The organism is Nocardia sp. XZ_19_385 (assembly GCF_015355755.1).
Lineage (GTDB): Bacteria > Actinomycetota > Actinomycetes > Mycobacteriales > Mycobacteriaceae > Nocardia.
Map to the genome: position 1 here is coordinate 419340 of NZ_JACVEE010000001.1, position 23784 is coordinate 443123.

Sequence of the window (23784 nt, forward strand, 5' to 3'; positions counted from 1 at the left end):
TGAACGACATCGACACTCTCCCCACGGTCACCGTCGCCGGACAGGACTGGGACCAGGTCGCCGAATCGATCGAGGGCGCGGCCGAAGAACGCATCGTCGTCAATATGGGACCGCAGCACCCGTCCACGCACGGCGTGCTGCGCCTCATCTTGGAGATCGAGGGCGAAACCGTCAAAGAAGCCCGGTGCGGTATCGGCTACCTGCACACCGGTATCGAGAAGAACCTCGAATTCCGGAACTGGATGCAGGGCGTCACCTTCGTCACCCGGATGGACTACCTGTCCCCCTTCTTCAACGAGACCGCCTACTGCCTCGGTGTGGAATCGCTGCTCGACATCACCGAGCAGATCCCGGAGCGCGCCACGGTCGTTCGCGTCATGCTCATGGAACTCAACCGCATCTCCTCGCATCTGGTGGCCCTGGCCACCGGCGGTATGGAGCTGGGTGCGCTCACCCCGATGCTGTTCGGTTTCCGGGAACGCGAACTGATCCTGGACGTCTTCGAGACCATCACCGGCCTGCGCATGAACCACGCCTACATCCGGCCGGGCGGCCTCGCCCAGGATCTGCCGGACGATGGCGTGCAGAAGGTGCGTGAACTCCTCGATCTGATGCCGAAACGCTTGCGGGACATGGAGCATCTGCTCACCCAGAATCCCATCTGGAAGGCCCGCACCCAGGACATCGGCTACCTGGACCTGACCGGCTGCATGGCCCTGGGCATCACCGGCCCGTGCCTGCGCGCCACCGGTCTGCCGCACGATCTGCGCAAGTCGCAGCCGTACTGCGGTTACGAGACCTACGAATTCGACATCCCCACCACCACCGGCTGCGACTGCTACGGCCGCTACGTCATCCGGGTGGAGGAGATGAAGGAGTCGCTCAAGATCGTCGAGCAGTGCCTGGACCGGCTGCGGCCCGGCCCGGTCATGGTGTCGGACAAGAAGATCGCCTGGCCCGCCGACCTGAAGCTGGGCCCGGACGGACTCGGCAACTCCCCCGAGCACATCGGCAAGATCATGGGCACATCCATGGAGGGACTCATCCACCACTTCAAACTGGTCACCGAGGGCATCCGGGTGCCCGCGGGCCAGGTGTACACGGCCGTGGAATCCCCGCGCGGCGAACTCGGCGTGCACATGGTCAGCGACGGCGGCACCCGGCCCTTCCGGGTGCACTACCGGGACCCCTCGTTCACGAATCTGCAAGCGGTGGCGGCGATGTGCGAGGGCGGCATGGTCGCCGACGTGATCGCCTCCGTCGCGAGCATCGATCCGGTGATGGGTGGTGTCGACCGATGACCGAGATCCTGCTCAAGCTCTCGACCCGGCCCGAGCCCTATCCCCCGGAGGTCCGCGAGCGCCTGGCCGTCGAGGCCAAGGAGATCATGGGCCGCTACCCGGTGGCCCGCTCGGCGCTGCTGCCGATGCTGCATCTGGTGCAGGCCGAAGAGAGTTTCGTGTCCAGCACCGGCATCGAATTCTGTGCCGCCATGCTGGGATTGACCGGCGCGGAAGTCACCGCGGTCGCCACCTTCTACTCCATGTTCCGGCGCACCCCGACCGGGGAGTACCACGTCGGCGTCTGCACCAACACGCTGTGCGCGGTGATGGGCGGCGACGAGATCCTGGCCCTGCTGGAACGTCACCTCGGCATCAAGCACGGCCAGACCACCGAGGACGGCGCGGTCACCCTCGAGCACATCGAGTGCAACGCGGCCTGCGATTTCGCGCCCGTCGTGATGGTGAACTGGGAATTCTTCGACAACCAAACCCCGGAATCGGCACAGGCATTGGTGGACGCGCTGCGCGCCGGCCAGCCGGTGACCCCGACCCGGGGCGCGACGCTGTGCACGTTCAAGCAGACCGCCCGCATCCTCGCCGGATTCCCCGACGAGCGCCCCGGCGTGCTCGACGGTGCGGCGGGCGAGGCGACCCTGGCCGGCCTGAAGGTTTCGCGGGAGGAGAACGCATGACCACCGCCCTGACGCCGGTCCTGTCCCGTTACTGGGATGACCCGGAGTCCTGGACCCTCGACACCTACTCGCGTCACGACGGCTATCAGGCGCTGCGCAAAGCACTTCGGATGGACCCGGACGCGGTCATCCAGACCGTCAAGGACGCCGGTCTGCGCGGCCGTGGCGGCGCGGGCTTCCCGACCGGTCTGAAGTGGGGCTTCATCCCGCAGGGTCCCGGACCCGACGGCGTGACGAAACCGCACTACCTGGTGGTCAACGCCGACGAGTCCGAACCCGGTACCTGCAAAGACATTCCGCTGATGCTGTCGAGCCCGCACGCGTTGATCGAAGGCGTGATCATCGGCTCGTACGCGATCCGCGCCGCTACCGCGTTCATCTACGTGCGCGGCGAGGTGGTGCCAGTGCTGCGCCGTCTGCAAGCCGCCGTCGAACAGGCTTATGCCGCAGGCTATCTCGGCAAGAACATCCTGGGCTCCGGTTACGACCTCGACCTCGTGGTGCATGCCGGCGCGGGCGCTTACATCTGCGGCGAGGAAACCGCGCTGCTCGATTCCCTGGAAGGCCGCCGCGGTCAGCCCCGCCTGCGGCCGCCGTTCCCGGCCGTCGCGGGCCTCTATGCCTGCCCGACCGTGGTCAACAATGTGGAATCCATCGCCTCCGTGCCGCCGATCATCCTCAACGGCATCGAGTGGTTCCGGTCCATGGGCAGCGAGAAGTCGCCCGGCTTCACGTTGTACTCGCTGTCCGGCCATGTGGCACGCCCCGGGCAATATGAAGCGCCCCTTGGCATTACGCTGCGCGAGCTGCTGAAGTTCGCGGGCGGTGTCCGAGCCGGGCACACGGTCAAGTTCTGGACCCCGGGCGGTTCGTCGACCCCGCTGTTCACCGACGAACACCTCGACGTCCCCCTCGACTACGAAGGCGTCGCCGCCGCCGGATCCATGCTCGGCACCAAGGCCCTGCAGATCTTCGACGACACCACCTGTGTGGTGCGCGCCGTGCTGCGCTGGACCGAGTTCTACGCCCACGAATCCTGCGGCAAATGCACCCCTTGCCGCGAAGGCACCTACTGGCTCGTGCAGCTGCTGAAGCGCGTGGAAGAGGGCCGGGGCACCGAATCGGATCTGCAGAAGCTGCTCGATATCAGCGACACCATCAACGGCAAGTCGTTCTGCGCGCTCGGTGACGGCGCGGCCAGCCCCATCGTCTCCTCGCTCAAATACTTCCGGCAGGAGTACGAGATGCACCTCGGCGGGGCGGGCTGTCCGTTCGATCCGGCGCGCAGCACGGTCTGGGCGGAAGGAGAGATCCGATGACCTCCACTGTGAGCTCCAACGAAAGTGGTTTGTTGCCAGCCGATCTCGTCACGCTGACCATCGACGGCACCTCGATCAGCGTGCCGCCCGGCACCCTGGTGATCCGGGCCGCCGAACTCATCGGCATCCAGATCCCCCGTTTCTGCGACCATCCGCTGCTCGAACCGGTCGGCGCCTGCCGGCAGTGCATCGTCGAGGTGGAAGGCCAGCGCAAGCCGGTCGCCTCCTGCACCCAGACCGTCGCCGAGGGCATGGTGGTGCGCACCCAGCTCACCTCCGAGGTCGCCGACAAGGCCCAGGAGGGAGTGATGGAGCTGTTGCTCATCAATCACCCCCTGGACTGCCCCGTCTGCGACAAGGGCGGCGAATGCCCGCTGCAGAACCAGGCGATGTCCTCCGGGCGGCCGGAATCCCGGTTCGAGGGCGTGAAACGCATCTATCCCAAGCCGATTCCGCTGTCCACGGCGGTGCTGCTGGACCGGGAACGCTGCGTGCTCTGCGCCCGCTGCACCCGGTTCTCCCAGCAGGTGGCCGGTGACCCGTTCATCGAACTGATGGATCGCGGTGCGCTGCAACAGGTCGGCACCGCGCAGGCCGAACCGCTGGACTCCTACTTCTCCGGCAACACCGTGCAGATCTGCCCGGTCGGCGCGCTCACCGGGACCAGCTACCGATTCCGGGCCCGCCCGTTCGACCTGGTTTCCAGCCCCAGCGTGTGTGAGCACTGCGCCTCCGGTTGCGCCCAGCGCACCGACCATCGGCGCGGAAAAGTGCTGCGCCGCTTGGCCGGTGACGATCCGCAGGTCAACGAGGAATGGAACTGCGATAAGGGCCGCTGGGCATTCGCCTACGCCACCGAGCGCGACCGCATCACCACTCCGCTGGTGCGCGGCTGGGACGGCACGTTGCATCCTGCCTCCTGGTCGGAGGCCCTGGCGGCCGCCGCGGGCGGATTGGCCGCGGCCTTCGGGAACGCGGGCGTGCTGGTGGGCGGCCGGGTCACCGAGGAAGACGCCTACGCCTACAGCAAGTTCACCCGAATCGCGCTGGGCAGCAACGACATCGACTTCCGCACCCGGGTGCACTCGGCCGAGGAGGCGGACTTCCTCGCGGCCTGTGTCGCCGGGCAGGGTGTCACCGTCGATTACGACAGCCTGGAACGCGCGCCGATCGTGTTGCTCGCCGGTTTCGAACCGGAAGAGGAGTCGCCGATCATCTACCTGCGTCTGCGCAAGGCGGCCCGCAAGCGCGGTTCGGCGGTCTACTCGCTCGCGCCGTACGCCTCGCGCGGCCTGGAGCGCATGTCCGGCACCCTCCTGCCAACCGTGCCCGGCGCGGAACCCCATGTGCTGGAGGCACTTCGAACCGGCGCCGCCGAGATCGCCGACAATGCCGCCCGCCTGCTGCGCCAGCCCGGCGCGGTGATCCTGGTCGGCGAACGGCTCGCCGGTATCCCCGGCGCGCTCTCGGCCGCGGTGCACCTCGCCGAGGAAACCGGGGCCGCTCTGGCCTGGGTGCCTCGTCGCGCCGGGGAACGCGGCGCGATCGAATCCGGCGCCCTGCCGGGTCTGCTCCCGGGCGGTCGTCCGGTCGCCGATCCCGCTGCGCGTCAGCAGGTTCGGTCCGCGTGGAATGTCGGCGAGCTGCCCGCGACCCCGGGCCGCGACACCGCGGGCATCCTGGACGCGGCTTCGGGCCTGGGCGCACTGGTCATCGGTGGCGTCGACATCACCGATCTCCCCGATCCCAGCGCCGCGCTCGCCGCCATCGACGCCGCCCGCTTCGTGGTCAGCCTGGAACTGCGGCACAGCCCGGTCACCGACCGGGCCGACGTCGTCTTCCCGGTCGCCACCGCGATGGAGAAGACCGGCACCTTCCGCACCTGGGAGGGCAGGCCGCGCCGCTTCGAAGCCGCGCTCGGCGACTCGATGGTGACCCGCACCGCCGCACCGCTGTCCGACGGACGCGTACTGCACGCCATCGCCGACGAAATGCGCGTCCAGCTCGCGCTCCCGGACGCCGCGGCGGCCCGCGCCGAGCTGGCCGAACTCGGGATCTGGGACGGGCAGCCGCTCCCTGCTCCCGCGCACCGCCCGCACCCGGTCACTCAACCGACCGCAGGCACCGCCGTCCTCGCTTCCTGGCACATGCTCCTCGATCAGGGCCGCATGCAGGACGGTGAACCCAACCTGGCCGGTATCGCCCGCCCCGCGGTGGTCCGGCTCTCGGCCGCGACCGCCGCGGAAATCGGTGCCGCGCAGGATGATCCGGTCACTGTCGGCACCCAGCGCGGCTTGGTCACGCTGCCGCTGATGATCACCGAGATGCCCGACCGGGTGGTGTGGCTGCCGCAGAACTCGCCGGGTTGCTCGATCACCGAACAGCTCGCCACCGCACCCGGCGGCGTCGTCGAGATCCGGCGCGCCGACGAGAGCACGAAGGGACGCCGCAGTGAGTGACTTGAGTCTTTTCGGCCACGATCCGATGTGGCTGATCATCGCGAAGTCCCTGGCCATCTTCGTCTTCCTGTTGCTCACCCCGATGATCGCGGTGGTCGCGGAACGAAAGATCGTGGCGCGCATGCAGATGCGCGTCGGACCCAACCGGGTCGGCCCCGGAGGTTCGCTGCAGGCGGTCGCCGACGGCGTGAAGATGGCCCTCAAAGAGGACATCATCCCGGCCATCGTGGACAAGCCGATCTACGTGCTGGCGCCGATCATTTCGGTGATCCCGGCGTTCATGGCGTTCGCAGTGATCCCGCTCGGCGGCGAGGTCTCCATCGCCGGGGAGCGCACCGCGCTGCAGCTCACCGACCTGCCGGTGGCAGTGCTCTACATCCTGGCCATCACCTCGATCGGCGTGTACGGCATCGTGCTGGCGGGCTGGGCTTCGGGTTCCACCTATCCGCTGCTCGGCGGTCTGCGTTCCACCGCGCAGGTGATCTCCTACGAGATCGCGATGGCGCTGTGCTTCGCGGCGGTGTTCCTGCACGCGGGCACCATGTCCACCTCGGGCATCGTCTCCGCGCAGAGCCCGACCTGGTTCGTGTTCCTGCTGCTGCCCTCGTTCCTGATCTACTGCGTGTCCATGGTCGGCGAGACCAACCGCGCGCCCTTCGACCTCCCCGAGGCCGAAGGCGAGCTGGTCGGCGGCTTCCACACCGAGTACTCCTCGCTCAAGTTCGCCATGTTCATGCTCGCCGAATACGTCAACATGGCAACGGTTTCCGCGCTCGCGACCACCCTGTTCCTGGGTGGCTGGCACGCGCCGTGGCCGTTCAACATGATCCCGGGCGCGGACGCGGGATGGTGGGGTCTGCTGTGGTTCGTCGCCAAGGTGTGGACGTTCCTGTTCGTGTTCATCTGGTTGCGCGGCACGCTCCCCCGCCTGCGCTACGACCAGTTCATGAATCTCGGCTGGAAGCTGCTGATCCCGGTGTCGCTGCTGTGGGTCATGCTGGTCGCCGGCGTGCGGGTCGCCGAAGCCGAAGGTCTGCATATCGAGACCCCGGCGCTGGTGATCGGCGGCATCGTCATCACCGCGTTGATGGTCGGCATGTTCCTGCGGGCGGGCCGCAAACCGAACCTGCCCCCGCTGGCCGACGAACCGATGACCGCGGCGGAATCCGGTGTGTTCCTGGGCTTCCCGACGCCACCGCTGCCCGCCGACGTGCAGCACCGTGATGTCACGAAGGCGAATTTCCTGGAGCCGCTCAGCGGTTTCGCGGTCACCGCGGCGACGATGTTCAAGAAGCCGAACACCGAGTACTACCCGGAACAGAAGGTGCCGACGGCGCCGCGCTACCACGGGCGGCATCAGCTCAACCGGCATCCCGACGGCCTGGAGAAGTGCATCGGCTGCGAGCTGTGTGCCTGGGCCTGCCCCGCCGACGCGATCTATGTCGAAGGCGCGGACAACACCGAGGCCGAACGCTTCTCGCCGGGTGAACGGTACGGCCGGGTCTACCAGATCAACTATCTGCGCTGCATCGGCTGCGGCCTGTGCATCGAGGCCTGCCCGACCCGGGCGCTGACCATGACCAACGACTACGAGCTCACCGACGACAACCGGGCCGATCTGATCTACGAGAAGACGAACCTGCTCGCGCCGATGCAGCCCGGGATGGAAGCACCGCCGCACGCGATGTATCCCGGTGCGACCGAAGGCGATTACTACCGCGGCACGGTGCCCGGCGGTATTCCCGCGGTCGATCCGATCTCGGATGAACCGGTCGGCCGGGACAAAGAGCCAACGGCGGTCGGAACCGAAGGAGTCGCACGGTGAACGAATTCCTGTTGGCCGCAGAGCCTTTGACGCAGACCGGTACCGGCGAGGCGGTGCAGTTCTGGATCCTCGCCCCGCTCGCCGTGATCGGCGCGCTCGGCATGGTGTTCTCCTCGAAAGCCGTGCACTCGGCGATCTGCCTGGCCGCCACCATGATCGCGCTCGCCGTCATGTACATCGCCCAGGACGCACTGTTCCTGGGCGTCGTGCAGATCGTGGTCTACACCGGCGCGGTCATGATGCTGTTCCTGTTCGTGCTGATGCTCGTCGGCGTCGACTCGGCGGAATCGCTGAAGGAGACGATCAAGGGCCAGCGCGCCGCCGCCTGCGCGGTCGGGCTCGGGTTCGGCATCCTGTTCATGAGCGGCATCGCCAACGGCATCCGCGATTCCGGAATCACGTTCCCCGCCACGGGGTTCGCCGGACGCGACGTCATCGGTGAGCTCGCCGAGCTGATCTTCATCAAGTATGTCTGGGCGTTCGAGCTCACCGGCGCGCTGCTCATCGCCGCCACCATCGGCGCCATGGTGCTCGCGCACCGCGACCAGCTGGAGCCCAAGCTCGGCCAGCGCGAGATGTCACGGATGCGGTTCCGGGACGGCAAGAGCCGCGCGACCCCGCTGCCCACCCCGGGCGTGTACGCGCGGCACAACGCGGTCGACATTCCGGCGCGCCTGCCCGACGGCTCGTTCGAAGAACATTCGGTGAGCACCATCCTGCGGCACCGCCGCAACAAGGCACTGACCGAGGCGGCCGTCATCTCGGTCGGCTCCGAGACGGTCACCTCCCAGGCAGACGAGGAAGGCAAGCGGTGAACCCCGAGAACTATCTGTTCCTGTCCGCCCTGCTGTTCACCATCGGTGCGGCGGGAGTGCTGCTGCGGCGCAACGCCATCGTGGTGTTCATGTGCATCGAGCTGATGCTGAACGCGGTGAATCTGGCATTCGTCACCTTCGCGCGACTGCACTCCAACCTCGACGGTCAGGTCTTCGCGTTCTTCACGATGGTCGTGGCCGCGGCGGAAGTCGTTGTCGGCCTGGCGATCATCATGACCATCTTCCGCGCCCGCCGCTCGACCTCGGTCGACGACGCCAACCTGCTGAAGTTCTGACATGGATACGGCAACGCTCTGGCTCATGCCCGCCCTGCCTCTGGCAGGCGCCGTAATCCTCCTGCTCACCGGACGCACCAGCAACAAGTGGGGCCACCTGCTCGGCAGTGCCGCCGCGGTGGCCTCCTTCGGCGTCGCGGTGATCGCCTTCTTCGGCATGCTCGGTCGCGATGGGGCCGCCAGGGCAATCCATCTCGATCTGTTCGAGTGGGTCCCCGTAGCCGGTCTGCAAGTCGACTTCGGGCTCCAATTGGACCAGCTGTCCATGTGTTTCGCGCTGCTGATCACCGGTGTGGGTTCGCTGATCCACATCTACTCGGTCGGCTACATGGAGCACGACCCGAACCGGCGGCGGTTCTTCGCCTATCTCAACCTGTTCCTCGCGGCCATGCTGCTGCTGGTGCTGGCGAACAACTACCTGGTGCTCTACCTCGGCTGGGAAGGCGTCGGCCTGGCGTCCTACCTGCTGATCGGGTTCTGGCACGAAAAGCCCACGGCGGCAACGGCGGCCAAGAAGGCGTTCGTGGTCAACCGGGTCGGCGACATGGGCTTGGCGATCGCCATGTTCACCATGTTCGCCACCTTCGGGAGCATCGGCTTCGGCGATGTGTTCGCGGCCGCACCGCAAGCCAGCGAGGGTACGCTGACCGCGATCGGTTTGCTGCTGCTGCTCGGGGCTTGCGGTAAATCCGCGCAGGTGCCGTTGCAGTCCTGGCTCGGGGACGCGATGGAGGGCCCGACCCCGGTGTCGGCGCTCATCCACGCGGCCACCATGGTGACCGCCGGCGTCTACCTGATTGCACGGTCCGGGCCAATCTTCGACCTCGCGCCGAACGCGCAACTCGGCGTGGTGATCGTCGGCGCGGTGACGCTGCTGTTCGGTGCGATCATCGGCTGCGCCAAGGACGACATCAAGAAGGCGCTCGCGGCCTCCACCATGAGCCAGATCGGTTACATGTTCCTGGCCGCCGGACTCGGACCGGCCGGGTACGCGTTCGCGATCATGCACCTGCTGACCCACGGCTTCTTCAAGGCCGGGCTGTTCCTCGGGGCCGGTTCGGTGATGCACGCGATGGACGACGAAACCGACATGCGACGGTACGGCGGCCTGCGAAAGCTGTTGCCCGTCACCTACATAACGTTCGGGCTCGGATATCTCGCGATCATCGGGGTGCCGCCGTTCGCCGGGTTCTTCTCCAAGGACAAGATCATCGAGACGGCGTTCAACGCCGGCGGGGCGAAGGGCTGGACGCTAGGCACCGCGGCTTTGATCGGTGCGGGGCTGACCGCGTTCTACATGACCCGCGTGATGCTGATGACGTTCTTCGGCAAGAGCCGGTGGAAGGAAGACACCCACCCGCACGAGTCGCCGCGCACCATGGTCGGCCCGATGATGGTGCTGGCCCTCGGCTCCGTGTTCTCCGGTGGCCTGCTGGTTCTGGGTTCGTCGCTGCAGAACTGGCTGACGCCGGTCGTCGGTGAACACCACGGCGAGCATGTGCTGCCCGCCTGGGTGGTCACCGCGATGGCGTTGAGCGTGGTCGCCATCGGTGTCGGTGTCGCCTACCGCGAGTACGCGCAGCGTGAAATCCCCGAGACCGCACCGGTTCCGGCGAGTGTGCTCACCGTCGCGGCCCGCAAGGACCTCTATGGCGATGCCTTCAACGAGGGCGTGTTCATGCGGCCGGGCCGCCACTTCACCCGGGCGCTGGTGTTCCTCGACAACCGTGGCGTGGACGGAATCGTCAACGGCACAGCGGCATTCATCGGCGGTATGTCGGGCCGCGTGCGCCGAATCCAGACCGGATTCGTGCGCTCCTACGCCCTGTCCATGTTCTCCGGTGCCGCCCTGGTCGCCGCCGCGCTGCTGGCGGTGAGGATCTGGTGAGCAACCAACCCACCGAGCCGCGTCGTCTCGGCCCGCCCGCCGTAACTCGTCGTCCCGGCACGTTGCCGGCCGGGACCCACACAGCTCCCCGGAGTGAAGGAAGGCTGCGGTGAACAACTTCCCCTGGTTGACCACCCTGTGGCTGGCGCCGGTCGCCGGCGCGATCGTGGTGCTGGTCCTGCCTGCGTCCCAGCGCAACCTCGCCCGCATCGTCGCCTTCGCCTTCGCGCTGGCGACGCTGGTCTTGGCCGTGGTGACGGCGGTGCGCTTCGACCCCGGTGGCGATCAGTACCAGTTCGTCGAATCCCATGAGTGGATCCCGGCTTTCGGCGCGGGCTACACCCTCGGACTCGACGGCATCGCCCTGGTTCTCGTCCTGCTCACCACCGCGTTGGTACCGATCCTGATCCTGGCGGGCTGGAACGACGACCGCGAGGTCGGCGGCGGCAAACGGGTGATGCACACCTATCTGGCGCTCACCCTGCTGGTCGAGGCCATGGTGCTGGTCTCCTTTGTCTCCCTGGACATCCTGCTGTTCTACATCTTCTTCGAAGCCATGCTCATCCCGATGTACTTCCTCATCGGCGGCTTCGGGCCCCGCGGCGGCGACATTGCCTTGCGGCAGCAGCGGTCCCGGGCGGCGGTGAAGTTCCTGCTGTACAACCTGTTCGGCGGACTCATCATGCTCGCCGCGGTGATCGGCCTCTACGTCCTCACCGCCCGCGAATCCCTCGGCCCCGACGGCACCGGCAGCTTCGACCTGCGGGTCGTGGTCGCCGCCGCCAACTCCGGTCAACTCGGTGCCGGACCGGCCGTGCTCAACGCGCTGTTCCTCGGCTTCATGTTCGCCTTCGCGGTGAAGGCGCCGCTGTGGCCGCTGCACACCTGGCTGCCCGACGCCGCCGTCGCCGCGACACCGTCGAGCGCGGTGCTGATGATGGCGGTGGTCGACAAGGTGGGCACCTTCGGCATGCTGCGCTACTGCCTGCTGCTGTTCCCCGACTCCGCCGGAACCTATGCGCCAGTGGTGATCACACTCGCGGTGATCGGCATCATCTACGGCGCGGTCCTGGCCATCGGCCAGACCGATGTGATGCGCCTGATCGCCTACACCTCGATCTCGCACTTCGGGTTCATCATCCTCGGCATCTTCGCCATGACCAGTCAGGGCCAGACCGGCGCGACGCTGTACATGGTCAACCACGGCATCTCCACCGCCGCGCTGTTCCTGATCGCCGGATTCCTGGTGTCGCGCCGCGGAACTCGCGTCATCGCCGACTACGGCGGGGTGCAGAAGGTGGCGCCGGTACTGGCGGGCACCTTCTTCATCGCCGGTCTCGCCACGCTGTCACTGCCCGGGCTCGCGCCGTTCGTCAGCGAATTCCTGGTCCTGGTCGGCACGTTCAGCCGCTACCAGGTGGCCGCGGTGGTCGCCTCCGCCGCACTGGTGCTGGCCGCGGTGTACGTGCTGTGGATGTACCAGCGGATGATGACCGGGCCCGTGACCAAAGGCAACGAGGGCATCAAGGACCTGGTCCCCCGCGAGTACGCCGTGGTGGTGCCGCTGATCGCCGCGCTGATCTTCCTCGGGGTGTATCCGAAACCGGTGCTGGACTTCATCGATCCCGCGGTGAGCCAAACGCTGACCACCATCGGCGTCAAGGATCCGGAACCTGTCATCCCCGCCGTTACCGAGGCCGGACCGGCCGCCACTTCCGGAGGTACGCACAAGTGAGTACCGCAGTTCTCGCGGCCACCGTGCCCGCGCCGAGTATCGAATACAGCCTGATCCTGCCGATGCTGCTCGTCTTCGGCGCGGCCGTGGCCGGGGTGCTCGTCGAAGCGTTCGTCCCGCGCCGCGCCCGGTATGTCACCCAGGTGCTGCTCGCCATTCTCGGCTTGGGTGCGGCGCTGGTCGCGGTCATCGGGTTGGCGGGCACCTCCGCGACCGCCCTCGTCGGCGCGGTGGCGATCGACGGGGTCAGCCTGTTCCTGCAGGGCGCCATCCTCGTGGTCTCCCTGCTCGGGATCGTGTTCATGGCCGAACGCCACGCCCAGCCGGTGGCCGAAAAGCGTTCCGGCCCAGGCACTTGGGCGTTGAACGCCGCCCGCCCGCGCGTCGTCGACGCCTTCACCCCGCAGGCCTCGGCGGTGCCCGGCAGCGCCGCCGAACGCACCGCCGAGAACGCGGGCATCGCCACCACCGAAGTGTTCCCGCTGACCATGCTCGCCGTCGGCGGTCTGCTGCTCTTCCCCGCCGCCAACGACCTGCTCACCATGTTCATTGCGCTGGAAGTGCTTTCGCTGCCGCTCTACCTGCTGTGCGGGCTGGCCCGGCGGCAGCGGCTGCTCTCCCAGGAGGCGGCGCTCAAGTACTTCCTGCTCGGGGCGTTCTCGTCGGCGTTCTTCCTCTACGGAGTCGCCCTGCTGTACGGGCAGGCTGGCACGGTGAAACTGGCCGGAATCTCCGACGCCCTGATCGCCCATCCCTCCAACGCGCTGCTGGCATTGCTGGGCGTGGCGATGCTCGCGGTGGGTCTGCTGTTCAAGATCGGCGCGGTCCCGTTCCAGTCCTGGGTCCCGGACGTCTACCAGGGCGCGCCCACTCCCGTCACCGCGTTCATGGCCGCCGCCACCAAGATCGCGGCCGTCGGCGCGCTCGTGCGAGTCATCCAGATCGGGGTGCCCAGCCTGCGCGACGACTGGCGCCCGGTCCTGGCCGCCATCGCCATCGCCACCATGGCGCTGGGCGCGGTGCTGGCCATCACCCAGACCGACGTCAAGCGCATGCTCGCGTATTCCTCTGTCGCCCATGCCGGTTTCCTGATGATCGGCCTGGTCGCCGCCACCGACGCGGGCACCGCCGCGATCCTGTTCTACCTGGTCGCCTACGGCCTGGGCACCGTCGGCGCCTTCGCCGTCGTCAGCCTGGTCCGCACCCCCGCCGGCGACGAAGCCACCGCGCTGTCCCAGTGGGCCGGTCTCGGCCGCCGCTCCCCTTGGCTCGCTTCCATATTCGCGTTGTTCCTGCTCTCCTTCGCCGGTCTCCCCTTGACCTCGGGCTTCGTCAGCAAGTTCGCGGTGTTCCAAGCCGCTGCCGCCGACCACGCCACCTTCCTGGTCATCGTCGGCGTCATCTCCAGCGCCATCGCGGCCTTCTTCTACATCCGCGTCATCGTGCTGATGTTCTTCACCGAACCGTCCACGGACGCACCGATTGTCGTGCCACCGGTGCTCACCTGGTCCGTGGTCGTCATCACCGCCGCGGCCACCTTGGCGCTCGGTGTCTTCCCGCAGCCACTGCTGAACCTCGCCGAACAAGCGGCCGTTTTCGTCCGCTGACCTCTCGGAAACCGACGGCCGCCCGGATCCCGATCCGGGCGGCCGTCGGCGTTTCCGCGGTCGTCGAACGAATCTGCCCGACGCTCTATCTTGTTGCGGCCATTGCGCGAATCTTGGGCACGGGGGTAGGCGTAGCGTTGAGGCGCGAAGTAATCGCAAAGTCTCTCGGTGTGTCCGACGCCGCTGGATCCGTGCACGCACAGGACACAGGAGCCCAGATTGTCCGCAACCGATACACAGACCAAGCCCGCCGAGGACCAGAGCGCCACGAACGACGGCGGCTGCCCCGCATGTAAGCATCCGCGCGACGCGCACGACCAGATCTCCCAGCGCTTCTGCGACGCCACCGCCGCCGGCCACCTGGACCGCGGCTGCGTCTGCCCTCGCGCCAACTGAACCGCTGCCCCGGTCGTGACCTGAGTGCGCAGCAGGTGCTCGGGCCCCAGCCGAACCGTGTCCTACCTGCAACGGAAGGGTAGCCCAGCGGCCCGGCGGCGCAGGCACAGTTGACACTATGTCTGCCCTCGCGCGGGTCCGGCTCCCCCTGCTGCTGGCCACTCTGGCCGCGATTCCGGCGACCGCGCTATGCGCCGGGCCCGGGACGGCCCAGCAGACCGCTGTCCTCGGCGGCGGGTCGGGCATCACCATCGGCGACCAGGTCGCCTGCACGCTGACCACCATCGGCTACGACCGCGAGCAACGCCTGGTCGGGCTGACCGCCGGGCACTGCGCGGACCTCGGTATGCCGGTGCTGGCCGAACGAACGGCCGAGGCGGGGGCGGTCGGCACGGTCGCGCTGGTCGATTACGACGACGACTACGCGGTCATCGAATTCGACCCGGCCAAGGTTGTCCCGGTCCGGCAGGTATCGGCGACCCGGATCGACGGGATCGGCGAACCACCCCGGCCCGGGGATTTGGTGTGCAAGATCGGCCGCACCACCGGGTTCGGCTGCGGGATCGTGTGGGACGCGCATCCGTGGTGGTTCCAGAACGAGGCGGGATCGCAGTCCGGGGACTCCGGTGCGCCCGTCACGCTGGGTGATCGCCTGGTCGGCATGAATGTGGGTCATGTTCAGGCCGACACCTCGGCGGTGGCGGTTTCGGGCCAGTCGGTGGCGGTGCCGGTCCTTGATCCGGCGGTAGCTACCCAGATCGGGATGATCCTCGCGGATATCGCCGAGGCCGGCGGTGTGGGCGCGGGCTTCCGCCCCGTGTGACTCCGCATCACCGCTTACTACGACCGGCAGTAGTATGTGCCGGTGCGAACACCGGCGGAGGAAGCGGCGCGACTGCGCCCTGCCCCGTCGGCTGCGGCCACCGGCGGATCCCTCAGCGGTGCCCTCGTCGGATCCGCCTGCGGTGCGGTGAGTATCGCGGCGCACGCCCTCGGCGGCGGCGTGGTCTCCCTTGGTGATTCCTCGGTCGCTCTATTGCTCGGCGCCTGCGCCCTGATCGGAGTCGTCGTCAGCGTGCTCCGCCGCTCGGCAGCCGCGCCCGGTCTCGGCGAGCTCGTGCTGCTGCTCATGGCGGGTCAGGCGGTCGGGCATACGGCGCTGACGCTGTCGCCCTGCCATCAGCAGGTGTCGCACTCCGCCGGGCTCATGCTGCTGGCGCACGTGCTGGCGGTTCCCGTGGGCGCGTTGCTGATTCGTGCCGCCGAACTCGGGCTCGCCCGCGCAGCATCCAGCGTGCGCGAGGCCGTGCGCGCGCTGCACACCCGGCCCGTCGCACCGCACGCACCGTTCTCGATCGTCACGGTCGTTCCGGCGCTGACCGCGCGACGACTGCTCATCAGCTCCGGAATCGGGACTCGAGGGCCACCCGCGTACGCCTGAAGCGTTCCCTCACTTTCCGCACCGTCCCGATCGGGTCGCCGGAATTGCAGTCCGTGCCACTTCGCATCGTCTGCGTTCTCGCAGGTTCTGCCGAACTTGTCGTCGTGCACGGCTGACGGCTGCCCGCTCCCATAGATTCGGAGTACATCCATGTCCCTGACCACCTCCCGCCTCGCCCGCGGCGCCGCCGCCCTGGCCGCGGTCCCGTTCCTGCTCGTCGCCTGCTCCTCGAACGACGCCCCGGCCGGCAAGTCCGCCGCGGACCAGGTGTCGATCACCGACCAGTGGGTCAAGGCCGCCCCTGGCGGCATGTCCGCCGCGTTCGGCAAGATCACCAACGACAGCGACCAGACCGTCACCGTCGTCGCGGGCTCCAGCCCGGTCTCCAGCAGCGTCGAACTGCACGAAATGATCACCAAGGCCGACGGCACCAAGATGATGCAGCCCAAGCCCGGCGGCTACACCATCGCCCCGCACGCCGCCCTGACCCTGAAGCCCGGCGCCGACCACATCATGTTCATGGGTCTGCACCAGGAGTTGCGCACCGGTTCGGACACCCCGATCACCCTCGTCTTCGGTGACGGCACGTCCAAGACGTTCACCGCGCAAGTCCGGGACTTCCCCGGCAACCAGGAGAACTACGGCACCGACGGCGAGCACGGCGCCCAGCCGACCCCTGCCCCCGGTGCCTGAGGCGAATTCGCGGTCCGGCTTCACCCGGCGGCGCCTGATCGGCGGTGGCGCCGCCGCGGCGGGCGCGGCCGGGCTCGGCCTGGGCGCGGTCGCGCTGACCAGAGCCGAGCCCGCGCCTCAGCACCGGCCCGCACCGACCGCGACCGAACCGTTCTACGGCCGACATCAGGCCGGGATCACGACCGCGCCACAGGATCACGTGGCGTTCGTCGGATTCGATCTGCGTCCGGGCACCACCCGCGAGGACATCGCGGGCATCCTGCAGATCTGGACCGGTGACGCCGCCCGCCTGACCGCGGGCACCCCTGCCCTCGCCGACACCGAACCGCATCTGACCCAGCGTCCCGCCCGACTCACCGTCACCTTCGGATTCGGGCCCGCGGTCTTCACCGTCGCGGGCTTGGAGCACCGCAAACCGGAGTGGCTCCGGCCGCTGCCGCCGTTCCGCATCGACAAACTCGAACCCCAGTGGAACGACGGAGATCTGCTGATCCAGGTCTGCGCCGACGAGGTAACCACGGTGGCACACGCGGTACGGGTACTGTGCCGCAGCGTCACCACCCTCACCACGGTGCGCTGGGTCCAACGCGGATTCCGCAACGCCGCCCCAGGACAAACCCCGCGCAACCTGATGGGCCAGGTCGACGGCACCGAAAACCTCACCGCCGCCACCGATTTCGATCACCTGGTCTGGGACGACGGCGCCACCCACCCCTGGCTCACCGGCGGCACCTCGCTCGTCCTGCGGCGAATCGCCATGAACCTGGAAACCTGGGACGAAATCGACCCGGACGGAAGGGAACTCAGCGTCGGCCGCAAAATCGACACCGGAGCACCCCTAACCGGAACCAAGGAATTCGATCCACCGGATTTCGAAGCCACCGACCAGCACGGCATCCCGATCATCCCGCAGTCGTCCCACATCGCCCGCGCACACCACACCCACGATGGTGAAAGGTTCCTACGGCGCGGCTACAACTACGACGACGCCCCCGCCCCTGGGCAGGTCTCCAACTCGGGCCTGCTCTTCGCGGCATTCCAACGGGATGTAGACACGCAGTATCTGCCGGTCCAGCAACGGCTGGCGGACTTCGACGCCCTCAACGTGTGGACCACACCCGTGGGGTCGTCGGTGTTCGTCATCCCGCCGGGCGTCGAGTCCCCCGGCGCGTACATCGGGCAATCACTGTTCGAAGGCTAGATCCACAAAGCAGCGCACCGAACCAAATCGGCAGGACGAAGGCCGAGCGCAAGCGAGGCTTCGTCCTGCCGATTACGACCAAAGGGTTGCGACCAACACATTCACGATCGCGAGTCCGCCCGCAGCATGGGTCATCCACGGAATATCCTTGCCGCGCTTGGCATCCGCTCGCCCCATCTCGGCGAACGCCGCGACGAGCACGGAAATAACCAGCTTGATCCCGATCTTCATCATGTTGGGGTCCTTGCCGAGCGAGTCGATCGACTCGGCCAACCCCACCAGGATCACACCGGTGATGATCTGCGCCCGAGCACCCCAGACCATCACTTCGTTGACCTTGGGCTGCCCGGCCGCATATCCACCGACCACCGCGGCCATCCCCAGCAGATGGGTGACAACCACCAGGTTGTAAACGAAATCCATGACGCTCCGATTGCTCCAGAAGGACAGTCCTACCAGCTGAAATACCGGCGCTCAGCCTAGCCCATCGGAGTGGTCCGCGACCTGTGGGTTCGTGTGAAACCTGGGATCGGTAGGAGGCTCACGCGACATCTACTTACCCCATGACAACTTCTCAACCTCCCACGAACCAACCGCAATCCGCCGGCCTGGACAAGAAGACCAGCGCGATCCTGTCCTACGCGCTGGGCTGGCTCACCGGAATCATCTTCCTGTTCATAGGAAAGAACGACCCCGACGTGAAATTCCATGCCGCCCAATCGATCGTCTTCTTCGGAGCGGTCTCGGTGGTCAATATCGTTCTGAGCCTCGCCGGCTCGCTCCTCGGAGTCCTGGGGATCATCTTCAGCCTCGCCGGACTCGCAGTCGCGGTCTTCGCACTCATCGTCTGGATCATGGCCATGGTCCAGGCGAACAACACCGGCGGTGTCCGCGCGCCACTTCCCATCGTCGGCAAATTCACTGCCCCCTACGCCGATCAGCTGGCCAACTCGGTCAAGTAGCGGCATATCCGAAGAGCAACGGCCCGAGGCTATCTCGGGCCGTTGTCGTCTACTGATGCGGCCGGACGACGATCGCCGCGCGCCGATACCAGAAATTGGCGTTGTTTCCTTCGTTGCCCATGTACCCCTCCAACTCTGACGCGAAAGGCTCCAGCGCCGATGTTGTTGCACCCGTGCACAACTCCTCGTCCAGGACCCGCGCCGCCTCGGGCTTACCGGCTGCTCCCGACCGATCGATCAGCCACGTCAACGTGAGGTCGGACCAGCGCAGCTCGCCGAGCTCATCCGAGCCCGGCTCCAAGGGAAGACTGGAACGTACCGGAAGTCGTGCGACATCATCGGAGACCGGGTCGATCATCTCCCCCTCGTCATCGAAATCCACCTCGGAACGTTCGACGCATTTCCATCCGTCCGCAACGCGTTCCCAGCGCTGCCGATAGATCAGCATCGAGGTGGTGTAATCCTCTTCCTCATAGCATTCCTCGGCCTCCGCCAGCGCCAGCGCGGTGTCGTATCCCGCGATTTCGGCCGCCGCGAGCAGCATTCCGGTGCGGCCCGCATCGCCGCCTTTGAGCCGGTCCCACCCGAAACCGTTCTGAGAATATTGATGATCCATCAGGTAGACGAGTTGCCGGGGTGGCCGGGGTGCCGACTGAGGGTAGGAATCCGCCGATTCGACCGGTGTGGTGAAATGCGCGCGCAATTGCTCGGCCAACAGCGCGACCGACGAATGCCGGGCGAAATCGGTGCCGTCGGGTCCGGTACGTCCCTTCGCCATCAGGTTGTAGGTCAACGTAATTCGGTATCCGTCGGTGACCGGCAGCACCTCGTGCTCACAGTCGCTGTAGAACGCGACGAAGGACAACCGCTCCGGCGACCCTTTGTCGATGACCCGCGTCCCCTGCTGCTCGATCACCAGCTCCCCGCCGGTGAACGCCGAAGGCAACGTCACCACCAACGTGCCGATCATGCCCTCGGTCTTCTCCGAATCCTGGTGGCGCTGAAAGAATTGCCCCGGCTCATACACCAGCATCGAATGCAGCTCCGCGGACAACTCACAATCCGCGGACAGCCCCAGCTCGCCCCGCAGGGTGTCCAGCAGGGGCAGCAGCGTCTCGTGCCACCGCCCCTCGTCGATCGCCACCCGCTCCCGCGGAACCTCCCATGTGTCACGCACATTCGCGTCCAGCAGCGTCTGCTCGCGCAGCCCATACCGCGCCGGACGCGCGACCTCGCACAGTCGCCGCGCCTGACCCGGCGGCACCGGCAACTCGAGCCGCCCCACCCCCTCCACCTCTACCACGAGGTTCTCCGCCGACCCTGTGCGCTGCGCGGCGAATGACCCCGCCGACGACACCGAACCCATAAGCTCACCGATCGCCCGTAAAGTGCTGTCCGACATCACGTCTCCCTTGTTCAACAATGTTCACAGGCATCCTCTCGAGTCCCACCGACAATCCGTGCGGGAGCCTGCGCCGGGAGGGGGTGGGCCGCGAAACCCTCTGAATGGGTTCGGGTTCCGCGACTTCGGAGTCTCCTACCGGACCCACGCGATTTCTCCACATTTGGTCACCGGATCGGACACAACTGGTCGATACAGTGACCGCGTGTTCGCTCGTGATAAATCGTGGAATCGCTTGAACCGTCCCGCGTACATATTGCATGTCGTTGCCGTCGGTGCGCTGGCTGTGGCGTGGGCGGCGATCGGGCTCGGACTGTACTCGGAGCCGGGCGCGGATCCACGGTTCGAGCTCGAAGCGGGCGGCCGTTTCGCGGCCAACCTCATGGTCTATTGGCCGTTCCTGCTCGTGATCACCCCACTGCTGGTCATCACCGGCATTTTCGGGCTGATGCCATACCGGTTCGCGCCCGGCGGCACCATCGTGGGTGCGGTAGTTGCCAGCTTGTTCGCTCAGTGGGCAGGAACCGAGCTGTACCTGTCCGATTACAAGCCGGCGTTATCCGGACACCTCGACACGAGCCTCGTCGCGGCGTGCTTCGCACTTGCCACAGCGTTCGCGGCAGCCTTCCTGCACTTGTACGGCAACCGATCCGGTCGCACGCGCGCCGCCTCGATACGAGGCGGAGCAGTGCTGGTAATCGCCATTCTCGTCAGTGCGATGGTCACCATTCCGCCGCTGATCGCGGGCAGCGACACCCCATCCGGTGTCCTGGCTCGGCTCATCACCAACCCCCATTGCGGCAGGAACTTGTCGGACTGGACCGACGAGGGACAGACGACCGTCTACACGGGCGGCGCAACACAGTCATATCCGCCGAAAGATCTGCCCGACAACGCATTCGGGGTCGTAGTCAAACTGCGTAACGGCGCAGGCAGCGTCGAAACCACCCCGCCGACCGCGCTCTCATTCCAAGCCGAGCTGCCATTGAAGTCGGGCCCGCCGGGAACCGAAGTGATGCTGTATCAACCTGGCACAGGCACCGAGTTCGCGTTTACTCACCTGCGCGCGCCGAATTGCGAGCCCGGCAGCAGCCGGGTGGTTTCCGCGTCCTACCAATATGCGGACTACGGCGGAACAAACACATCTCAGATTCAGGGCACGCTATCTCGTAGGGACTAACGCGATCAGCCGATCGCTGGTGCGAGATATTCCAGCGCATAGCCATCGCCGGAGGGGGTCACGCGGGCGATGCCGGGTGAGTCGAGGTGTGCGCCGGCTACGAAGTGGTGTGGTTGGGTCAGTTGTTCGAGGAGGGCCGCTCGCGCGACGCGGGCCTGGGACTGGTTGCCGTCGAGCTCCCAGGACACGCTCGGCCGATCGAATTGGAGCGTGGGGACGTGAACGGTGTCGCCCCAGGCGAGCACCCGTCTCGCAACGAGATCACCTGCAGATCGCCGAATTCGAACGTGGCATGGTGCCGGTCACTCGAGATCAAACGCATGGAACCTCCATCGTGTGGACACACATAGCGTGTCCCGGGCGGAGGCGAGATGATCGTCCACTACCTCCCGGCGCAGGTCTCTTTGGGGCTGCTGCCCGCATACCCGCCGGGTACGGAGAAACAACTCGTGGTACTCGAAGGCACCCTCACCGTCGCTATCGGCGGCATCATCGAGACCCTGAATACAGGCGACTCCATGTTCTTCCAGGCTGACGCGGACCACGGCTTCGCCAACCGAACGAACGCTCCCTGCGAATACATAATGGTCATCTCGCGCAGAACCTGAAGCGTGCAATACCACAGAATGCGGACCAGAGTTGTTGCGGCTCGGAACATCCCGAGAACTGCGGTCGGGCCGAGGTGCGCGAGGCGGGTAGCTACGCGCCAATATTACCTTGACGAGTCAATGTAATGAGCTTTACCTTGGATACTCAAGGTAAAGGAGGCTGCGTCGTGCATGGACAATCCACGATTCCGGCGATGACCGAGTTGGCGGCGACACTGGGCGTCGCGATCCACGATCCGGCGCCGCCCCGCGAGATCCGCTTCTCCCGTGCGGGCTGCCGGCTGCACGGATTCGACTGGGGCGGAACCCGATCCCCGCTACTGCTGCTGCACGGCGGCAGATTGACCGCGCACACATGGGATTTCGTCTGCCTCGGCCTGCGCGGCGCCGCCCGGCTGGTCGCACTGGATCTGCGTGGACACGGCGACAGCGACTGGTCCGGCGACTACCGCATCGACACCATGGCGGCCGACGTCGTCGCCGCGGCCGACCATCTCGGCTTCGATCGCGTCGGGCTGGTCGGCATGTCGCTCGGCGGCGTCGTCGCGGCCCACGTCGCCGAGACGCGGCCCGACCGCGTAGAGCGACTGGCGCTCGTCGATGTCGCACCTGGCGTGAACTTCGAAAGCACCCGGCGCATGCGGGAATTCATCACCGGACTCGGCCCGGTGCGGGAACTCGAAACGGTGGTGGAGGCCGCGGTGCGGGTCAATCCCCATGCCAACCGCGCGACTGTCACCTATCGCATGAGCACGCTGTTTCGCCGCGCACCCGATGGCGCTTGGATACCTAAGGCCGATCCGAGCCCACCCGACTTCCCTGCCATTCTCGCGGCCATCGATCGGCTGCCCGCCCAGCTGACCCGGATACCGGTGCTACTGGTGCGCGGCGAACGCAGCAGAGCACTCCCCCAAGCCGCCGCCGAACAGCTGGTCGAGCGCATTCCGGACGGGAAACTCGTAGTCGTACCGGACGCGGGTCACAACGTCCAGGAGGACAATCCGGCTGCGCTGATCACCGCCTTGCGCGCCTTCCTGACACGCTGACTGTGACGAAAACGCCTGGCGTTGCCGCCGAAATCGACCGGAACAGCCGATCGATGACCGCCTGATCCCGCACCGGTGAGCGAGTGTCGAGGGTGGGCCCGAGCGCCATGTCCGAATCCAGCCGGACATCGGATGATCATGTCCGTTGAATAGCTTTCATGAGCGAAACCCAAACTCCGGCAACCAAAACGGCCTTGGTAACCGGCGCGAGCCGGGGTATCGGCCGTGCCATCGCCGAACGATTGGCCCGAGACGGTGCACTGGTAGCAGTACATTTCGGTCAGAACGACGCCGCAGCCAAGGACGTAGTCGCCGGAATCGAGGCCGACGGTGGCCGAGCTTTCGCGGTTCGTGGCGACCTCGGCTCCACCGACTTCGCCACTCTGCTGGACGACGTGGACGCAGGCTTCGCCGCCCTCGGCGCTCCCGCCGGCCTGGACATCCTGGTCAACAACGCGGGTATGACCATCATGAAAGGCGTCGACACCATGACGCCCGCGGAATTCGACACCCTCTTCGCCACCAATGTCCGCGCCCCGTTCTTCCTGATGCAAGGCGTCCTCGACCGGCTCGATGACGGTGGCCGCGTCGTGAATCTGTCCTCGGCCGTCACCCGGTTCGCGATTCCCGACATCCTGGCCTACACCATGACCAAAGGCGCCATCGACTGCTTCACCCGCGGCCTCGCGCAGGCCCTCGGCCCGCGCGGCATCACCGTCAACGCCGTCGCCCCCGGCTATGTACTGACGGATATGAACGCCGGGCTCATCGACAACCCAGACGGCCAGCGCGAAGCCTCGTCCAACGTCGCCCTCGGTCGCGTCGGCCGCCCCGCCGACATTGCCGACATCGTCTCTTACCTCGTCAGCGACGACGCCCGGTGGATCACCGGCCAAACCCTCGACGCCAGCGGTGGTACCGCCCTCTGAGTGGGTA

Annotated in this window: 23 protein-coding genes; 20 read left to right on the top strand and 3 right to left on the bottom strand. The window is 66.8% G+C overall.

What is annotated here, in order from left to right:
* The first annotated feature begins 8 nt into the window (after positions 1-8).
* The 15 genes from IBX22_RS01815 (at position 9) to IBX22_RS01885 (ending at position 17650) form a co-directional block, all read left to right on the top strand.
* On the top strand, positions 9-1301 hold the full coding sequence (locus tag IBX22_RS01815) for an NADH-quinone oxidoreductase subunit D (RefSeq protein ID WP_194815514.1): 1293 nt from the start codon (positions 9-11) through the stop codon (positions 1299-1301).
* On the top strand, positions 1298-1975 hold the full coding sequence (nuoE, locus tag IBX22_RS01820) for an NADH-quinone oxidoreductase subunit NuoE (RefSeq protein ID WP_194813632.1): 678 nt from the start codon (positions 1298-1300) through the stop codon (positions 1973-1975). Before IBX22_RS01815 ends, nuoE begins: the two co-directional genes overlap by 4 nt.
* The gene (gene nuoF / locus IBX22_RS01825; protein WP_194813633.1) at positions 1972-3294 is read left to right on the top strand and encodes an NADH-quinone oxidoreductase subunit NuoF; all 1323 of its coding nucleotides are present in this window, start codon (positions 1972-1974) and stop codon (positions 3292-3294) included. The genes nuoE and nuoF overlap by 4 nt, the downstream gene beginning before the upstream one ends.
* Complete coding sequence (locus IBX22_RS01830) at positions 3291-5753, top strand: NADH-quinone oxidoreductase subunit G (protein WP_194813634.1); 2463 nt, start codon at positions 3291-3293, stop codon at positions 5751-5753. The genes nuoF and IBX22_RS01830 overlap by 4 nt, the downstream gene beginning before the upstream one ends.
* Positions 5746-7578 carry an NADH-quinone oxidoreductase subunit NuoH gene (gene nuoH, locus IBX22_RS01835; protein WP_194813635.1) on the top strand — a complete coding sequence of 611 codons (1833 nt, stop codon included), beginning with the start codon at positions 5746-5748 and terminating at the stop codon, positions 7576-7578. Before IBX22_RS01830 ends, nuoH begins: the two co-directional genes overlap by 8 nt.
* Positions 7575-8393, top strand: coding sequence for an NADH-quinone oxidoreductase subunit J (locus IBX22_RS01840; protein WP_194813636.1), 819 nt, complete (start codon positions 7575-7577; stop codon positions 8391-8393). Before nuoH ends, IBX22_RS01840 begins: the two co-directional genes overlap by 4 nt.
* A complete protein-coding gene (gene nuoK / locus IBX22_RS01845) occupies positions 8390-8689 on the top strand; it encodes an NADH-quinone oxidoreductase subunit NuoK (protein WP_194813637.1) in 300 nt (99 codons plus the stop codon). The genes IBX22_RS01840 and nuoK overlap by 4 nt, the downstream gene beginning before the upstream one ends.
* Before the next feature lies 1 nt (position 8690).
* Complete coding sequence (gene nuoL / locus IBX22_RS01850) at positions 8691-10577, top strand: NADH-quinone oxidoreductase subunit L (RefSeq protein WP_194813638.1); 1887 nt, start codon at positions 8691-8693, stop codon at positions 10575-10577.
* A 109-nt stretch (positions 10578-10686) separates the two neighbouring features.
* Positions 10687-12312, top strand: coding sequence for an NADH-quinone oxidoreductase subunit M (locus tag IBX22_RS01855; RefSeq protein WP_194813639.1), 1626 nt, complete (start codon positions 10687-10689; stop codon positions 12310-12312).
* Complete coding sequence (gene nuoN, locus IBX22_RS01860) at positions 12309-13919, top strand: NADH-quinone oxidoreductase subunit NuoN (protein WP_194813640.1); 1611 nt, start codon at positions 12309-12311, stop codon at positions 13917-13919. Before IBX22_RS01855 ends, nuoN begins: the two co-directional genes overlap by 4 nt.
* A gap of 219 nt (positions 13920-14138) precedes the next feature.
* Positions 14139-14315, top strand: a complete 177-nt coding sequence (locus IBX22_RS01865) for an RGCVC family protein (RefSeq protein WP_194813641.1) — start codon at positions 14139-14141, stop codon at positions 14313-14315.
* A 118-nt stretch (positions 14316-14433) separates the two neighbouring features.
* Entirely contained in the window at positions 14434-15138 is a 705-nt protein-coding gene (locus IBX22_RS01870; RefSeq protein WP_194813642.1) for a hypothetical protein, read from the top strand.
* Positions 15139-15180: 42 nt separating this feature from the next.
* Positions 15181-15756 (top strand): hypothetical protein, encoded by a 576-nt coding sequence (locus IBX22_RS01875; RefSeq protein ID WP_309234380.1) that lies wholly within the window; start codon positions 15181-15183, stop codon positions 15754-15756.
* Positions 15757-15906: 150 nt separating this feature from the next.
* Positions 15907-16449 carry a copper chaperone PCu(A)C gene (locus tag IBX22_RS01880; protein ID WP_194813643.1) on the top strand — a complete coding sequence of 181 codons (543 nt, stop codon included), beginning with the start codon at positions 15907-15909 and terminating at the stop codon, positions 16447-16449.
* Positions 16442-17650, top strand: coding sequence for a Dyp-type peroxidase (locus tag IBX22_RS01885; protein WP_194813644.1), 1209 nt, complete (start codon positions 16442-16444; stop codon positions 17648-17650). The genes IBX22_RS01880 and IBX22_RS01885 overlap by 8 nt, the downstream gene beginning before the upstream one ends.
* A gap of 72 nt (positions 17651-17722) precedes the next feature.
* Here the strand turns inward: IBX22_RS01885 and IBX22_RS01890 are convergent, their stop codons facing one another.
* Positions 17723-18073 (bottom strand): hypothetical protein, encoded by a 351-nt coding sequence (locus IBX22_RS01890; protein WP_194813645.1) that lies wholly within the window; start codon positions 18071-18073, stop codon positions 17723-17725.
* Positions 18074-18213: 140 nt separating this feature from the next.
* Here IBX22_RS01890 and IBX22_RS01895 point away from each other — a divergent pair, with 140 nt between their 5' ends.
* Positions 18214-18612 carry a DUF4870 domain-containing protein gene (locus IBX22_RS01895; protein ID WP_194813646.1) on the top strand — a complete coding sequence of 133 codons (399 nt, stop codon included), beginning with the start codon at positions 18214-18216 and terminating at the stop codon, positions 18610-18612.
* Between the two features lie 49 nt (positions 18613-18661).
* Here IBX22_RS01895 and IBX22_RS01900 read toward each other — a convergent pair whose 3' ends face one another.
* Positions 18662-20014, bottom strand: coding sequence for a 2OG-Fe(II) oxygenase (locus IBX22_RS01900; protein WP_194813647.1), 1353 nt, complete (start codon positions 20012-20014; stop codon positions 18662-18664).
* A gap of 163 nt (positions 20015-20177) precedes the next feature.
* Here IBX22_RS01900 and IBX22_RS01905 point away from each other — a divergent pair, with 163 nt between their 5' ends.
* A complete protein-coding gene (locus tag IBX22_RS01905) occupies positions 20178-21194 on the top strand; it encodes a hypothetical protein (protein ID WP_194813648.1) in 1017 nt (338 codons plus the stop codon).
* A gap of 5 nt (positions 21195-21199) precedes the next feature.
* Here the strand turns inward: IBX22_RS01905 and IBX22_RS01910 are convergent, their stop codons facing one another.
* Entirely contained in the window at positions 21200-21439 is a 240-nt protein-coding gene (locus IBX22_RS01910; RefSeq protein WP_194813649.1) for a hypothetical protein, read from the bottom strand.
* Between the two features lie 126 nt (positions 21440-21565).
* Here IBX22_RS01910 and IBX22_RS01915 point away from each other — a divergent pair, with 126 nt between their 5' ends.
* The 3 genes from IBX22_RS01915 to IBX22_RS01925 all read left to right on the top strand — a co-directional run bounded on the left by IBX22_RS01915 (position 21566) and on the right by IBX22_RS01925 (position 23777).
* Positions 21566-21802: a cupin domain-containing protein gene (locus IBX22_RS01915; RefSeq protein WP_228538132.1), complete on the top strand. Its 237-nt coding sequence runs from the start codon at positions 21566-21568 to the stop codon at positions 21800-21802.
* Between the two features lie 194 nt (positions 21803-21996).
* Positions 21997-22848, top strand: coding sequence for an alpha/beta fold hydrolase (locus IBX22_RS01920; RefSeq protein ID WP_194813650.1), 852 nt, complete (start codon positions 21997-21999; stop codon positions 22846-22848).
* A gap of 158 nt (positions 22849-23006) precedes the next feature.
* A complete protein-coding gene (locus IBX22_RS01925) occupies positions 23007-23777 on the top strand; it encodes an SDR family oxidoreductase (protein ID WP_194813651.1) in 771 nt (256 codons plus the stop codon).
* Positions 23778-23784 lie beyond the last annotated feature (7 nt).

Excerpts from the sequence above, each read along its gene's own strand:
- IBX22_RS01920 (WP_194813650.1), top strand. The coding sequence starts at position 21,997 with ATGACCGAGTTGGCGGCGACACTGGGCGTCGCGATCCACGATCCGGCG.
- IBX22_RS01925 (WP_194813651.1), top strand. The coding sequence starts at position 23,007 with ATGAGCGAAACCCAAACTCCGGCAACCAAAACGGCCTTGGTAACCGGC.
- IBX22_RS01880 (WP_194813643.1), top strand. The coding sequence starts at position 15,907 with ATGTCCCTGACCACCTCCCGCCTCGCCCGCGGCGCCGCCGCCCTGGCC.
- IBX22_RS01915 (WP_228538132.1), top strand. The coding sequence starts at position 21,566 with ATGATCGTCCACTACCTCCCGGCGCAGGTCTCTTTGGGGCTGCTGCCC.
- IBX22_RS01900 (WP_194813647.1), bottom strand. The coding sequence starts at position 20,014 with ATGTCGGACAGCACTTTACGGGCGATCGGTGAGCTTATGGGTTCGGTG.
- nuoF (WP_194813633.1), top strand. The coding sequence starts at position 1,972 with ATGACCACCGCCCTGACGCCGGTCCTGTCCCGTTACTGGGATGACCCG.
- IBX22_RS01895 (WP_194813646.1), top strand. The coding sequence starts at position 18,214 with ATGACAACTTCTCAACCTCCCACGAACCAACCGCAATCCGCCGGCCTG.
- IBX22_RS01830 (WP_194813634.1), top strand. The coding sequence starts at position 3,291 with ATGACCTCCACTGTGAGCTCCAACGAAAGTGGTTTGTTGCCAGCCGAT.
- nuoE (WP_194813632.1), top strand. The coding sequence starts at position 1,298 with ATGACCGAGATCCTGCTCAAGCTCTCGACCCGGCCCGAGCCCTATCCC.
- IBX22_RS01890 (WP_194813645.1), bottom strand. The coding sequence starts at position 18,073 with ATGGATTTCGTTTACAACCTGGTGGTTGTCACCCATCTGCTGGGGATG.
- IBX22_RS01870 (WP_194813642.1), top strand. The coding sequence starts at position 14,434 with ATGTCTGCCCTCGCGCGGGTCCGGCTCCCCCTGCTGCTGGCCACTCTG.
- nuoL (WP_194813638.1), top strand. The coding sequence starts at position 8,691 with ATGGATACGGCAACGCTCTGGCTCATGCCCGCCCTGCCTCTGGCAGGC.